This window comes from Actinomadura madurae, assembly GCF_900115095.1.
In the GTDB taxonomy this organism is placed as follows: domain Bacteria; phylum Actinomycetota; class Actinomycetes; order Streptosporangiales; family Streptosporangiaceae; genus Spirillospora; species Spirillospora madurae.
Window position 1 is genome coordinate 15,111 of sequence record NZ_FOVH01000007.1, and the last position, 14,347, is coordinate 29,457.

Genomic DNA, 14,347 nt, shown 5'->3' on the forward strand with positions numbered 1-14,347 from the left:
GTCTCAGGCCGCCGTGATCGTGACGGGCAGGCTGGACCAGCCGCGCAGGGTGTTGTTCAGCAGAGGCACCGGCGTGCCGGCGAACTCGATGCCCTTGACCCGGCGGGCGAACGTGGACAGCAGCGTGTCCGCCTCCAGCCGCGCCACCGGCGCTCCCGCACACTGGTGGACGCCGCGGCCGAGGGCGAGATGCCCGCCGGTGTCGCGCGTGATGTCGAAGGCGTCCGCGCTCTCGCCCCAGCGCTCCGGATCCCGGTTGGCCGCGCCGGGCACCAGCATGATCTTCTGCCCCTCGCGGACCGGCACGCCGTCGATCTCCAGATCGCGCGCCGGGGTCCGGAAGTTCTGCCGCACCGTGGTCCGGTGGCGCAGCGCCTCGTCGAAGGCGAACCTTCCGCGGCCCGGTTGATCGCGCAGGAGCGCCCACTGGTCCTGGTGCGACACCAGCAGGTGCAGCGTGACGGCGAGGCTGTGGATGGTGGTGTCGATACCGGCGCCGAGCAGGGAGCGGACGAGGTTCGGGGCCTGCTCCTCGGTCAGTTCCCCGCGGTCGACCGCTTCCCAGATCAGTGCGCCGAAGCTGCCGGGTCTGACGTTCTCGCGCCGGCAGGAATCCCGCACCCAGGCGATCGCTCCCTCCACATCGGGCAGTTGCTCCAGGACGCGGCGGGCGCGCGGGGTGCGCGGCCCCATCGACTCGAACAGGAAGACGCTGTAGCGCAGCAGGTTCTCCCGTCCTTCCTCGGGCGCTCCCATGACCGCGTCCGGAACGACTCTGAGCGGGAAGGCCTCGGCGAACTCCTTCTGCGCGTCGAAGGTCTTCAGGTCCAGCAGCCGGTCCACGAGATCGTCGGCCGCGGCTTGGAAGCTCGCCCGCAGCCCGCGGACGTGCCGCGGCGAGATCACGTCCGCCATCACCGTCCGCACCGCCGTGTGCGCGGGCGGGTCATGCTCCAGCAGCAGGCCCGGTTCGCGGAACGGCTCGTCCCGTTGCAGGTCCAGGACGCCCGAGCCCCGGCTGTTCAGGAAGTTCTCGTGATCGGCGTAGATCTCGCGCACATCGCGGTCGCGCCCCACGGCGACCAGGTCCAGGCCTTCGCTCTGCCGGACCTTCACCGCCGGGCCGGCGGCGCGCAACCGGCGGTGGAAGTCCGTGGGGTCGGCCAGGACGTCGTCGGTGAACGGGTCGATGTCCAAGGCCGGCATCGTGGTGGTCATCGTGACTTCCCTTCGCCTACTTCGAAACACGCCCTAGGCGCGGATCGGGTCCCATTCCAGGTCAAGCCGTTCCAGCCCGGGGGTGAGCATGCTCGGGATCCAGCGTTCGGGCGGCGCGTCGGGCGCCAGGCGCAGGTTCGGCAGCCGGTCGATGAGGCATTCCAGCGCCACTCGCGCCTCCAGCCTCGCCAGGGGCGCGCCGAGGCAGGTGTGGACGCCCCGGCCGAACGCGAAGTGCCGCTTGACGTTCGGGCGATGCACGTCCAAGGTGTCGGGGTCGTCGAAGATCTCGGGGTCGCGTTGCGCCGCCGCGTAGTGGACGTAGAGGTCGGCGCCCTCGGGCAGGTCCACTCCCCCGAGCGTCACCGGACGGGTGGTCGTGCGCGTCACACCGTGCACCGACGTGCGATACCGCAGCACCTCCTCCACCGCCCGTTTGAGCACGCCCCTGTCGGCCGCGACCTGAGCCCACTGGTCGGGATGCGACAGCAACTCCCGGACCATGAGCGGCAGGAAATGCGAGGTGGTGCTCGACCCTGCCGACAGGATCGTGCCGATCATCGTCACGGTCTCCGGGGTGCTCAGCACCGGGAAGCCCTCGTCGGTCGTGGCATGCACCAGCGCGGAGGCCAGATCATCGCGCGGGTTCTCCCTGCGCTCCTCCACGAACTCTCGCAGCCATGTGCTCATCGCCACCACACGGCGGGACAGCTCGGCACGCTGGCGCTCGTCCAGCCGAGGGGCACCGAGCAGCAGGGTCACCCGGTCGATGCCCCATTGGTAGAAGTCCTCCGACTTCTCCAGGGGCGCACCGACGAGCCGTGTGATCGCCTGGACGGGCAGCCTCTCCGCGAATTCGGCGGCCAGGTCGCAGCGTCCCCGATCGGCGAAACCGTCGATCAACCGGTGGCACAGCGCCCGGATCTCGTCCTCCCGCTCGTTGACCAGCTTCGGCGTGAAGGCGGTCTGGGCCAGCGCCCGCAGCCGCGTGTGCTTGGGCGGGTCCGTCGACACCAGCACCTCGTCGGGCGGGCCGTCGGGGAAGGCGTCGAGGAGGTCGGCATCCAGCTGAGCGAGGCGGATGACCTTGCGTGAGGAATAGGTCTCGGTGTCCCGCAACACCTGGACCACGTCCGCATAGCGCGTCACGCACCACATGTTCTGTTCCGGCATGTAGAACACGGGGCATTCCGCCTGGGCGGCGCGCAGCCAGGGGTACGGGTCCCCGGACTGACCGGGGTCGAGGGGGTTGAAGGCCTGGCCGTGCGCGACCGGACACGTCGGGGGGTGGGTCTCAGTGGTCATGGTGATACTCCGCTGGCAGGTGCCCATGGACCGGTTGCGCCGATGCTAGGGCGGGGTCCACGCCATACCTCCCGGTCCGGCCGTCGATTCCTCATAGGGGAATCGACCCGGTGACCTGGGACGGCGCGGCCGGTTCCGCGGTGCGGAATCGGGGCACGCGGCCCGGCTCGGTCCGGCGCACCGGTTTTACGCTGGCCCCGAACCAGCCTGTTGAAGGAGATGCGCACCATGCAGTCGGCGGTGAAAGCTCCGCGCTTCGCGGTGAATTCCTACTCGACGCCCCACAACACGATCTACCAGGACGTCGAGCAGGTCGCGGCGATCGGCGGCGCCGCCGTCGGCCTGTGGGAGGGCAAGTTCGCCGACGGCGACGACGAGCGGATCGCACGGTCCATGAAGGAGCACGGGCTGGAAGCGGCCTTCTGCGTCCCGCGGATGCATTCGATCTTGGGGATCCCCTTCGACAAGCCGGGGACCCCGCAGGATCCGCGCGAGCGCACCGAGCTGATCTGCCAGAGCATCCACCGCCTGGCCCGGTTCTCCCCCGCGGTGATCGCCATCGCGCCCGGTACCAGCGGGGATCCGGCGAACCCGGTCGGTCCGGCCGAGGCGGTGGCGGAGAACCTCCCGGCGATCGCGGACGCGGCCGCCGAACACGGCCTGCGGGTCGGGCTGGAGCTCCTGGCCGAGCGCCGGGGGTCGCCCATTCACACGCTCCCCGCGATGGCCGGGGTCATCGAGGAGGCGGGCCGCGACAACGTCGGGATCATGTTCGACGTCTTCCACAGCTGGTGCGAGCCCGACCTGCACTCCCGGATCGCCGAGTACGGCCACCTCATCAACAGCGTGCAGGTGTGCGACGTCCGCCTGGAGGAGCGGAGCGGCTTCGACCGCGAGCTGCCCGGACGCGGTCGCGGCGTCGCGGCCGAGATCATCGCCAGTCTGCTGGACGCCGGGTACGACGGGCTCTGGGAGCTGGAGGTGTTCTCCGACGACGGCACCTACGGCAACGACTTCCCCGACTCGTACTGGAAAATGCCGCACCAGGAATTCCTCGCACAATCCAAGCAGGCATTCGAAGAGTGCTACGAGCAGGCTCTCGGCATTCTCGAGCAGCGAGCGAAGGCCGGCCCATGAGTGAGGCCTCCTTCGCCGCGTCCCTGCTCCACCCGGGCTTCTACAAGCTTGGCTACGTCACCAACGACCGGGAGCAGGCGATCGACGTCCTGACCGAGCAGCTGGGCGTCGAGGAATTCGTCCCGTTCGAACCGTCCTTCACGGTCACCACCGCCGACGGCAGGACCGGCCCAGCGAGTTTGCGCTGCGCGTTCTCCGCGGGCCGCGAGCTCTTCCTCGAAGTCCTGCAACCGGTCGACGGCCTCGTGGACGTCTTCACCGAGTTCCTGACCGGCGGCGAGGACTTCCAGCTCGTGTTCCACCACGTGGCGGTCATCGTCGACGACCTCGCCGCGGTGAAGAGGTCGGCGGCCGCGCTGGGCATGACCCCGGCGATCGAGGCGCATCTGCCGACGGGGATGTCGTTCACCTATCTGAAGCTGCCGGGGCTCGGCCACTACGTGGAACACGATCAGTACGACGGAGACAGCCGAGCGTTCCTCGACGGCGTCCGGGACCGGGAGATCGCCCCGGGATAGCCGGGGTGGTGCTCAGAACGGCACCCTGATGGCGCCGGTCATGCCGCCGTCCGCGGTGACGACCTGCCCGTTGACGTAGCTCGACAGGTCGGAGATCAGGAAGAGGACGGCGGCGGCGATCTCGGCGGGGGTGCCTGCCCTGCCGCGCGGGATGCCGGCGCCGACCTCCTCCCACTGGGACTCGGTGAGCAGCCGGTTCAGCCGAGGCGTGCGGGTGAACCCGGGGGCGAGCACGTTGGCACGGACCCGCTGCGGGCCGTATTCGTGGGCGGCCGACGACACCAGCCTGTGCAACGCGGCCTTGGCCGCGCCGTACACGGCCTGGCCGTGCGCGTGGGTGTGCCCGGAGGTCGAGCCGACGAACACCATGCTGCCGCCCCCGGCCTCGGCGATCGCGCGGCCGCCCACCTGCACGGCCAGGAACGCGTGGCGCACGGTGAGATCGAACTGCCGCTCCCAGTCGGCGTCCGAGAACTCCCGGACGGGTTTGATGGTGGCGATCCCGACCACGTCCACCAGGCCGGTAACGGAGCCGAGGGTGCCCGCTCGCTCGAACACGCGCTCCATCTCGCCGCGGTCGGTGACGTCCGCGGCGATCGGCATCCCGCCGATCTCGGAGGCGACCTGCCGGGCGAGCTCCTCATCCCGGTCCACGCAGGCCACCCTGCCGCCGAGTTGCGCCAGGGCATGGGCCGACTGGCGTCCCATGCCGGCGCCCGCGCCGAGGACGACCACGGTCCGGCCGTCCAGCCGCAGGAGGCTCGCGTAGTCGGGAACGATGTCGGGATCGAAGCTCATCGCGCCACCAAGCCCAGGGGGCGGATCCGCCTGAGCCGCTCCTGGGCTTGCGGGTCCATCATCTCCGGCATCCACTCGGCGAGGTGATCGACCTCCACCCGCACATCCGCGACGTCGGGGAGACGCCGCAGCGCCTTGCCGATCTGCTCGCTCATCAGGCCGATCTGCATGCAGAAGGGGCTGGTCAGCCGCAGGGTCACGGTGACCGCGCCGGCGGTGACGTCGATGGCCTGGATCAGCCCCATGTCCACGATGTCCACCGGGGCGCCGGTGGCGATCGCGCAGGGGTCGGCGACCCCGCGCAAGGCCGCGCGGACCTCGTCGATCGTGATCATCGCCGCTCCAATCCCAGCAGGAAGTCCACGGCCAGCCGGTTGAACCGTTCGGCCCGTTCGATGTTGAGCAGGTGCCCGGCCTCGTCGAACACCTCGACGCGCGCACCCGGAATGCGTCCCAGTGCCTGGTGGTAGCCGGGCTCCCGCAGCCGGTCCTTCGCACCCGCGAAGGCCAGCGTGGGCACGGTCACGTCCTCGTAGGGGATGGTGTCGGCCTGGCCGAAGTCCGAGCGGGGTGGCAGGTTCGGCGCTTTGAGCCGCGTCGCGGCCACGGCCTCCCACGCCCCCGGGCGCAGGCTGGCCTGAACGCGCCGGGCCACGTAACCCTCGTCCTCGGCCCATCGGGGATCGTTCAGGCACGCGCGCAGGATCGCCCGCATGCCCTCGGGAGTGCCGTCGTAGTCGAGCAGCACTCGCCGGTCGGGATTGTCGGGGACGAAGCCGCCACCGGACACCAGCACCATCGCCGCGATCGGCAGCCGCGGCGAGGGCCGTGCCGCCTCGGCCACCAGCCTCGTGGCGCCCATCGAGGCGCCCGCGAAATGGGCTTCGTCGATGGCCAGCACTCTCAGGAATGCCGCCATGTGCCGCATCATCCGGTCGGATTTGGACACGAAATCGTGGAGCTTGTCGGTCTCCCCGAAGCCCAGCCAGTCCGGCGCGACGACTCGGAAATGCTCGGCGAACGCGGGGATGTTGCGTTCCCAGCACAGTTCCGCGCTCGCCCCGAACTCGCCGGAATGCAGCAGCACCACCGTCCTTTGGGCGTCGCCCGCCTCAAGGTAGTGGGTGCGGATACCGCCGACGTCAACGAATCGGCTGCGGATCTCAGTAGGCGACATCGGCGACCGCGGTGGTCGAGTAGGGAGCCGGCGGTTCGGTGCCGTCCGGACGGTGCAGGTCGAACGCGTCGCCCTTGATCCGGTTCAGCCGTTCGGCGAGGTCGATGCCGTGCAGCCGGGCATAGTTCCGCGCCAGGACGTCGCGCCGCACCTCATCGGTGATCTCCGGAAGCCCGAACCGCTCCACCGTCTCCGGTGAAAAGGCGAAATTCCGGGCGAAGTTCTCCAGGTGGGGCCGCGGGTGGGCGACCATGCAGCCCGTACCCCACACGATCTGGCTCAGCGCCCGCGGCCCGCCGTGGGCGACCAGCGCGGCGAAGGCCCGTTCGAAGGCGCTCGGCCGGTTGGTCAGCATCGTCGCCGTGGATTCCAGGTTCACCCAGACGTTGCGGAAGCGCGCCAGCTGCCAGGCGGTCTCCTCAAGGAAGGCCATGCCCCCGTGGACGATCTCGAAGTTCAGATCCGGGAACGCCATGGCCGCGCGGTCGATGTCGTCCACCCGGTAGTGCTTGAGCTCCACGGGGCCGAGCGGAATCGCCTTGTGCACGGCCACGGTCTTGATGCCGAGTTGCCGGGCGCGTTCGAACAACGGAAACGCCACTTCGGGATCGTCCATCAGCCATCCGGTGACCTCTGAGGCCACCCAGCTGTTCGGATACAGCTTCAGGCCGATCGGACGGTCGAACAGTTCCACCTGGCGTTCCAGATCCTCGATGGCCTTCGTCCCCTCCATGGGGTCCACGCCGACGTAGAACAGGAACCTGTCCGGCCAGCGTTCCTGGGCCTCAAGGCCCTTCTCGACGGAGCAGATCCCGTCATGGAAGGCCCGGATGGGCACGACGTGGTAGACGGCGAGGTCGGCATAGCTTTCCACGAAGGACATATTGGCGACCTCTTCGATCGACCAGTTCCTCTCGTAGCCGTCCTTCGGCAGCCGGTATCCCGGAGGCGCCACTGCCCGATTCCCCCCGGAAACGATGGCGGTGATCGCCCGAGCATGTTCGGTGCGGAAGTTCTCCTCGGTGAGGTTGTACGGATGAACCACCGCGTCAATTACCGGAATGCCATCGATCACCGCGCGCTCCCATCGTCGGGCTGCAAACTCCCTCGTGAGCCTAGGAGGACCACCGACGTACCCGTCAGCCGCCGACGCCCAAGTTCCGCGCAGCGGAATCGGCGGGTTCGACCTCGCCGAGCGACTGCTCGATGGCCTCGGCCGTCTCCCTCACCTGCTCCGCGAGCTGCTCCACCCCGGAGCGGGGACAGCGTGCGGACGGGCAGGCCACCGCGATGGAGGCGATCGCCAGGCCGCCGGGATTCTTGAACGCCACCCCGACCGCCGTCACTCCCTTGGCGCTTTCGTCGACATTGGTGGCGTAACCGCGCTTGCGGGCAGCGGTCAGTTCCTGGCGCAGGGTCACCCTTTTCGCCACTTCAGCCGGATTTCCTGGCAGCCCCCGCGGATACAGAGCGAAGAACTCCGCGTCGGACAACTCCGCAAGCAGCGCCTTGCCCACCGCGGTGACGTGTGCGGGCAGCAACATCCCGATGCGCATTCCCACCCGGAGGATCTGGGGGCTCTCCACTCCGTCGATGAAGCGCGCCCCGTTACCTTCCAGCACCGCGAGATGGCAGGTCTCCGCCACTGCGGCGGAAAGCCGCTCCAGATGGGGCCGGACCACGGCCCGCAGAGCGGGGGTCGACCCGGGCCGCAGGTTCGCCGAGCCGAAGACCTGGCCGCGGTGGTAGAGCTTGTCGGCGTCCTGGGCCACGAACCCCCGGTACATCAGGGCCTGCAGCAGGCGGTGTGCCGTGGAACGTGCCACACCGAGGTGATCGGCGACGTCCATGACCCGCACGGCAGGCCGGTCGCCCAGGAGCTCAAGGATCTGCAGGGCACGATCCACCGAGGTCAGCCCACCATTCGCTTCGGCGCTCATGCCTCGCATGGTGCCACGAACGGATTCCGTGGAGAAGAATCCGCAGGCCACCGGGCTGCTGATTCCGCATCACGGAATCGCCCGCTCGACCGGGGAGCATCCGCGGGCCGCGTACCTAGCCTTTTGTCGCAACGTCGACCTCAACGGAGCATTCATGACGGTGGCGGACACCAGGCCCAAGACAGCGTTGACCACGGATGCCGAGATCCCGGTCGTGGTCGCCGACCGCAGGCGGGTCGCGGCCGGGGTCGTGCAGTTGCGCCTTGCCCCCGCCGGCGGAGCACTCCCTCCCTGGAACCCAGGGGCCCACATCGATCTGCTGCTCCCGGACGGGCTCGTGCGTCAGTACAGCCTGTGCGGTGAGCCGGACGAGACCGAGTGGACGATCATGGTGCTGCGAGAGCAGCACGGGCGGGGCGGCTCGGCCTATGTGCACGACGAACTGCGAGCAGGTCAACAGCTCGTAGCGCGTGGACCACGCAACCATTTCGCCCTGGAACAGGCACCGCGCTACCGCTTCATCGCCGGAGGGATCGGCATCACCCCGATCCTGTCGATGCTGCGGGCCGTCGAAACGTCCGGTGCGGACTGGTCGCTGGCCTACTGCGGGCGCACACGGGAAGGTCTGGCTCAGGTGGACGAGCTGACCTCCAGGTACGGGGCCCGAGTGCAACTGCACATCGACGCCGAGCAGGGAATGCCGGGCCTGGAGGCGCTGATGAGCAGTCCTCAACCCGGCGAACTGCTGTACGCGTGCGGACCGTCGGGAATGCTGGACGCCATCGAACGGCTCCGCGCCGGGTGGCCGAAAGGCAGCGTCCATTTCGAACGCTTCACTCCGATCGAGCAGGAAGCCGCCGGCAACACCGAGTTCGAAGTGGAGCTGGCCGCCTCGGGCAAGGTCCTGACCATCCCGGCCGACCGTCCGATCATCGACGTGGTGCGCGAAGCCGGGGTTCAGGTCCTGTCCTCCTGCCAGGAAGGCACCTGCGGCACCTGCGAGACCTACGTCCTCTCCGGGGAGATCGACCACCGCGACTCCGTACTGAGCGAGGAGGAGCGCGACGAGGGCGAGGTCATGATGATCTGCGTGTCCCGCGCCCGCTGCCCCCGCCTGGTACTCGACATCTAAGCAAGCCAGGCATCCGCGAAGGGACCACTGCCATGACCGCCACCCTGCCTGAACTGGATCTCGATCCGTTCTCCGACGAAGTACTGCGCGATCCCGGCGACTACCACCGCGCGGTCCGCGAGGCCGCCCCGGTGGTGCGGGTACAGCAGAGCGAAGGATTCGACCTGGTGGCGGTCGGGCGCTATGCGACCGTGCGGGCGATCTTCGACGACCCGGGCATGTTCCTCAACAGCCGGGGCGGCGGGATCCTGGACCTCAAGCACGACGAGAACTTCCGCGAGCCCGGCCTGCTCCAGGAGAACGACCCACCCGGCCATACGGCCATCAAGGCCGTCATGACCTCGGTGATCTCCCCGCGGAACCTGCGCAGGATGCGACGGCAGTTCCAGGTCGCCGCCGACGAACTCGTCGACCGTCTCCTCCAGAAGAAGACCTTCGACGCCCAGACGGACTTCGCCGAGGCCTACCCGCTGAAGGTCATCCCCGACGCGATCATGGGGGTGCGCGAAGAGGGCCGGGAGAACCTGCTGCGCTACAGCAAGTTCCTCTTCGAGAACATGGGCCCGCTGACCCCGCGCGCCAAGCAGGCCCTGGCCGAGATGGGCGACGTGCAGACCGCGATCGCCTGGGTGCGCGAATCCTGCATGCGCGAGAACGTCCACGAGGGCAGCTTCGGCGCCATGATCTGGGAGGCCGTCGACCGCGGGGAGCTCACCGACCAGCAGGCCCCGAACCTCGTGCGATCGCTGATCGGCGCGGGCATCGACACCACCATCCACAGCCTCGCCAACACACTCCACCTCCTGGTTGAGCACCAGGACCAGTGGGCCCTCCTGCGCGAACTCCCCACACGCGGCAAGTTCGCCTATGACGAGGCGTTCCGGCACACCTCCACGGTCCGGCAGATCTTCCGCACCCCGGCGGCCGACACCGACATCGGAGGCGTCCCGGTGCGCGAAGGCCAGAAGATCATGCTCGTGCTGGGCGCCGCCAACCGGGACCCCGACCACTGGGGCCCGACCGTCGACCGCTTCGACATCACCCGGGACGCCGGCGGCCACGTCTCACTGGGCCGCGGCATCCATCAGTGCGTGGGAGCACCGATAGCCCGCATGGAGGCCGACGTGCTGCTGTCCACCTTCGCCCGCCGCGTGAAGTCCGTCGAGTTCGCCGACACCCCACGGCCCATGCTCAACAACTTCCTGCGCGGCTGGGACACCCTTCCCGTAACGATCACTCCTGCCTGAGGACGGATGACCGCGTGACCAACAAACCTGCCCAGGTGCTCATCGTGGGCGCCGGGATCGGTGGGCTCACCCTCGCCCTGCAACTGCACGCGGCCGGCGTTCCGGCGCGCCTGCTGGAGACCGCCACGCGGCTGCGTCCGCTCGGCGTGGGGATCAACATCCTCCCGCATGCCTCCCGGGAGCTCCACCGGCTCGGACTGGCCGACGACCTGGCGCGGACGGCCGTCCGGCCGCGGGAATCGGTGTTCTACAACCGCTTCGGCCAGTTCATCTACGCCGAACCCCTGGGCGCCGCGGCCGGCTACACCTGGCCCCAGTACTCGATCCACCGCGGGGACCTGCAAATGATCCTCGTGGACGCGGTGCGGCAGCGGCTCGGTGAGGACGCGATCTCGCTCGACCACACCTTCCGCCGCTTCACCCAAGACCCGGACGGCGTCACCGCTGTGGTCGGGCACTCCGGGAGCGAGTTGGAGATACGAGCGGACGTACTGGTCGGCTGCGACGGTGTCCACTCGGCCGTCCGCCGCCAACTCCACCCCGGCGAGGAAGGCCTGCTGTACTCGGGCTACACCATGTGGCGCGGCGCGACCCGCTACACGCCCATCCTCACCGGCGCCAGCATGATCCGCGCCGGCTGGCTGGCCACCGGCAAGATGGTCGTCTACCCGATCCGGGACGACATCGACGGCCAGGGACGCCAGCTGATCAACTGGGTGGCGGAGCTGAAGACCCCGCAGCGCGGCGACCGGGACTGGAACCGCGACGGCCGCATCGAGGACGTCATCGCCCCCTTCGCCGAGTGGCGATTCGACTGGCTGGACGTCCCCGAACTCATCCGCTCCGCGGAACAGATCCTCGAATACCCGATGGTGGACCAGGACCCCCTGGACCGTTGGAGCTTCGGGCGCGTGACCCTGCTCGGCGACGCCGCTCACCCCATGGTCCCCCGCGGCTCCAACGGCGGCGGGCAAGCCATCCTGGACACCCGGGCGCTGACCGACGCGCTGAGCGACCACGCCGATCCCGTTTCCGCGCTACGAGAGTACGAGCAGCGACGACGCACGGCCACCGCACAGGTCGTCCGCCTCAACCGCACCAATCCCCCCGACGCCATCCTGCGCGAGGTCTACGAACGCACCGGCGACCAGCCGTTCGCCCGCATCGAAGACGTGATCAGCATCGAGGAACTCGAGGCGATGCTCCAGCACTACCGCCACGCCGCCGGCTACTCCCACGAAGCCCTGAGCGCCACCCCCTGAACACACCGCAGCCTGGCTGTCGTGACTACAGAGGTTGCGGACGCGGCGCCCCTTACTCAAGGAACGCATCCGCAGGGTCAAGGACCACTGGCCGCCGCAGGTGGCCATACGGTCGTACCACCCACCCACGCCGGGTGTAGACCCCCAGGAAGACCAAGTCGGTGACCGCCGCCGGCGCGAGCACGCGGGCCTGCTTGATGTGGCACAGGCGGTCGGGCAGCGAATCGACGGGCAGGGCCCCTGGGGCAGACGGTCGGTGATACCCGGGTCGCGATCAGCCCGGTCCCGGCGACGCCCCAGAGAGTGATGTGCCAGTCGGCGCGTCCGATCAGAGTGCCGGGCAGCAGGCCCAGGGCGGTCGCGGCGACAACGCGGGCCGCCATCACGACGGCGTGGCCGGTCGCCAGCACGGTGACGGCGCTGCCGATGATGAGGACAGTCAACGCGGTCAGCAGCGCCGAGCGCCGATCGAGACCGCTGGTAAGGGCGCCCATGATCGGCGCTGACAGCGCCGGCACCAGGGCGAAGACCGTGACGAGCCGCCCGGCGGCCGGGGGTGGAGACGTTCAGGTCAGCGGCGATGGCGGGCAGCAGGCCAGCGATGACATAGCCGTCGGTGCCGACGGCGAACGTCGCCAGAGCCAGCGGCAGGAGTCGTCTGAGCATGAGGGTATGCGGGCCTCCCGGTGAGCTGCGGGTTCCGTGGCGCAAAGGTGGAAGGCGATGCGATGCGCAAGGTGTCTCAGCCGCTCCGAGGCTGGCAGTCAGGCCTCTCGGACGCACACAGCTTGAGCCCGCGCGTCAGCCAGTAATCGCGGCCCAGGTCAGGTGGGCTTTGCGCGAACAGCCGCTCATGGGGCGATTAGCCGAGTTCGCCCGGTCCGGACGGCGGTTTCGACTAGTCAGGGCGGGACTCCAGTGTTCGGCACCGGAGACCCGCCCTGAAGCTGCCACTACACGTCAGCCGGAGACTTGCTCACCTTGGGTGCGGGCTCCGGAGAGGACACGGTGAGCGTCCGCAGATCGGTGCCCCGAGACTCCCGGCCCGAGCCCACGATCACTGCCGCCGACAGCGCGACCACGATCACGAAGCCCGCCACCAGCTCGATGTTGCGCCCGCCCCCGGCCGCGGCCAGCAGGCCACCCGCGATCAATGGCACGAACCCCGCGGCCACGCCGGACGCCTGGTACGACACCGACACGCCGGTGTAGCGGGACTCGGTACGGAACATCTCGCTCAGCAGCGCCGCCAGCGCCGAGGACATCGCGACGGAGATCAGGGTGAAGACCGCGACCAGAGCGAGGAACAGCAGCGCGGTGGAACCCGAGTTGATCATCCAGAAGAGCGGGAAGGCCAGAACCGCGAAACCTACGGCACCGCCCAAGTACACCGGCCTGCGTCCGACGCGGTCGGAGAGCTTTCCGTAGACCGGGGTCATGATGATCGCTCCGGCCCAGCCCACGCCAAGCGCCCAGAGCACCGTGGACCGGCTGTACCCGATCCCGACCGCGTAGGAGACCGCGAAACTACCGAACAGCGACGACACCATGATCGGTGGAATGCCGGCGACCACGCCCCGCAGCAGAGTGAGCGGCCGGCGGGCGATGTCACGGAAGGGACGCAGCCGGCTGCGCTGCTCGGCGACCAACTGCTCGAACAGCGGGCTTTCGGCCACCCGCATGCGCACATAGAGCCCGAGGCCGAGCAGGGCGAAGCTGATCAGGAACGGGATCCGCCAGCCCCACGAGAACAGATGCCGGCTGGGCAGCAGCGCCACCAGCGCCATGGCGATCGTGGACAGCAGTCCACCGGCGGGCAGTCCGGCCTGCCCCAGTGCGGTGATCCAGCCGCGCCGCTCGGGCGGAGCGTGCTCGGCGGCCAGCAGGGCGGCGCCGCCCCATTCACCGCCCACCGCGAACCCCTGCACCAGGCGCAGGAGGACCAGCAGCAACGGCGCCGCGACCCCGATCTGCTCGTAGGTGGGCAGCAGGCCGATCAGACCGCTCGCCGCCCCCATCATGATCATGGTCGTGAGGAGCACCGATTTCCGGCCCAGCCGGTCCCCGAAGTACCCGAGCACGACCCCGCCGAGCGGCCGGGCGACGTACCCGGTCGCCAGGACCGCGAAGGAGACGATGATGGCGACCGAATGGTCCAGATTGCTGAAGAACAATCGGTCGAAGATGAGGGCCGCCGCTGACGCGAACAAGATGAAATCGTAAAACTCGATGGTGTTGCCGAGAAACGACGACAAAACCACCTTACGAATCTCATCGGGAGAGGAAGGCTGTCCGCCTGACGTGGGATGATCGGCGTTTGCGGGCATAAAATCGCCTCGCTTCCTTCGGGCAGAGTTGGGCGCGCCGACCTGACCCAGTCCGCGCCACCCAGCCGGGGTCTTGGGTCAGCCCAATGTAAATTCCCCCGGCTATGTCGCCCCCTGTTCACGCTCCTGATTCCACATGCCGGAATCACTCCCCCAACCCCTGAGTGGCAGGCGCACGCAGATCTGATCGCACATCCGGCCGACCAGATCACCGAGAAGGACGGCAGGCGCCCTCGGCGATCGGCGCCAGCGGTCTTGAAGGCGTCTGCTACCGCTTGCCGGAGGC

General features: G+C 69.0%; 13 protein-coding genes and 1 pseudogene. 5 read left to right on the top strand and 9 right to left on the bottom strand.

Translation table 11 applies throughout. The features are described from left to right. Nucleotides 1-3: 3 nt before the first annotated feature. Nucleotides 4-1,218, bottom strand: a complete 1,215-nt coding sequence (locus BM339_RS20315; RefSeq protein WP_083597780.1) for a cytochrome P450 — start codon at nucleotides 1,216-1,218, stop codon at nucleotides 4-6. A 33-nt stretch (nucleotides 1,219-1,251) separates the two neighbouring features. After that, nucleotides 1,252-2,523, bottom strand: coding sequence for a cytochrome P450 (locus tag BM339_RS20320; RefSeq protein WP_143118524.1), 1,272 nt, complete (start codon nucleotides 2,521-2,523; stop codon nucleotides 1,252-1,254). A gap of 228 nt (nucleotides 2,524-2,751) precedes the next feature. Here BM339_RS20320 and BM339_RS20325 point away from each other — a divergent pair, with 228 nt between their 5' ends. Both BM339_RS20325 and BM339_RS20330 read left to right on the top strand, forming a co-directional pair. Next, nucleotides 2,752-3,660, top strand: coding sequence for a sugar phosphate isomerase/epimerase family protein (locus BM339_RS20325; RefSeq protein ID WP_177287737.1), 909 nt, complete (start codon nucleotides 2,752-2,754; stop codon nucleotides 3,658-3,660). After that, entirely contained in the window at nucleotides 3,657-4,178 is a 522-nt protein-coding gene (locus BM339_RS20330; protein WP_075021864.1) for a VOC family protein, read from the top strand. Before BM339_RS20325 ends, BM339_RS20330 begins: the two co-directional genes overlap by 4 nt. Nucleotides 4,179-4,190: 12 nt before the next feature. Here the strand turns inward: BM339_RS20330 and BM339_RS20335 are convergent, their stop codons facing one another. The 5 genes from BM339_RS20335 to BM339_RS20355 form a co-directional block, all read right to left on the bottom strand. Further along, nucleotides 4,191-4,976 (bottom strand): SDR family NAD(P)-dependent oxidoreductase, encoded by a 786-nt coding sequence (locus BM339_RS20335; RefSeq protein WP_075021865.1) that lies wholly within the window; start codon nucleotides 4,974-4,976, stop codon nucleotides 4,191-4,193. Next, nucleotides 4,973-5,311 (bottom strand): metal-sulfur cluster assembly factor, encoded by a 339-nt coding sequence (locus tag BM339_RS20340; RefSeq protein WP_075021866.1) that lies wholly within the window; start codon nucleotides 5,309-5,311, stop codon nucleotides 4,973-4,975. The genes BM339_RS20335 and BM339_RS20340 overlap by 4 nt, the downstream gene beginning before the upstream one ends. After that, complete coding sequence (locus BM339_RS20345) at nucleotides 5,308-6,153, bottom strand: alpha/beta fold hydrolase (protein WP_075021867.1); 846 nt, start codon at nucleotides 6,151-6,153, stop codon at nucleotides 5,308-5,310. The genes BM339_RS20340 and BM339_RS20345 overlap by 4 nt, the downstream gene beginning before the upstream one ends. Then, nucleotides 6,140-7,108 carry an amidohydrolase family protein gene (locus BM339_RS20350; protein WP_083597782.1) on the bottom strand — a complete coding sequence of 323 codons (969 nt, stop codon included), beginning with the start codon at nucleotides 7,106-7,108 and terminating at the stop codon, nucleotides 6,140-6,142. Before BM339_RS20350 ends, BM339_RS20345 begins: the two co-directional genes overlap by 14 nt. A gap of 184 nt (nucleotides 7,109-7,292) precedes the next feature. Next, nucleotides 7,293-8,093 carry an IclR family transcriptional regulator gene (locus BM339_RS20355; RefSeq protein ID WP_024934886.1) on the bottom strand — a complete coding sequence of 267 codons (801 nt, stop codon included), beginning with the start codon at nucleotides 8,091-8,093 and terminating at the stop codon, nucleotides 7,293-7,295. Nucleotides 8,094-8,121: 28 nt separating this feature from the next. Here BM339_RS20355 and BM339_RS20360 point away from each other — a divergent pair, with 28 nt between their 5' ends. Genes BM339_RS20360 through BM339_RS20370 form a run of 3 tightly spaced genes read left to right on the top strand, consistent with a single transcriptional unit; the run spans nucleotide 8,122 to nucleotide 11,734 of the window. Further along, entirely contained in the window at nucleotides 8,122-9,225 is a 1,104-nt protein-coding gene (locus BM339_RS20360) for a PDR/VanB family oxidoreductase (RefSeq protein ID WP_218163705.1), read from the top strand. A gap of 32 nt (nucleotides 9,226-9,257) precedes the next feature. Beyond that, nucleotides 9,258-10,472, top strand: a complete 1,215-nt coding sequence (locus BM339_RS20365; protein WP_075021870.1) for a cytochrome P450 — start codon at nucleotides 9,258-9,260, stop codon at nucleotides 10,470-10,472. A gap of 14 nt (nucleotides 10,473-10,486) precedes the next feature. Then, nucleotides 10,487-11,734, top strand: coding sequence for a flavin-dependent oxidoreductase (locus BM339_RS20370; RefSeq protein WP_075021871.1), 1,248 nt, complete (start codon nucleotides 10,487-10,489; stop codon nucleotides 11,732-11,734). 77 nt (nucleotides 11,735-11,811) lie between these two features. Here the strand turns inward: BM339_RS20370 and BM339_RS52640 are convergent. Together BM339_RS52640 and BM339_RS20380 are read right to left on the bottom strand one after the other, a co-directional pair. Beyond that, nucleotides 11,812-12,267 (bottom strand): annotated as a pseudogene (locus BM339_RS52640) (hypothetical protein); the annotation flags it as partial. Nucleotides 12,268-12,687: 420 nt separating this feature from the next. Continuing rightward, nucleotides 12,688-14,061, bottom strand: a complete 1,374-nt coding sequence (locus BM339_RS20380; RefSeq protein ID WP_024934882.1) for an MFS transporter — start codon at nucleotides 14,059-14,061, stop codon at nucleotides 12,688-12,690. Nucleotides 14,062-14,347: the final 286 nt, after the last annotated feature.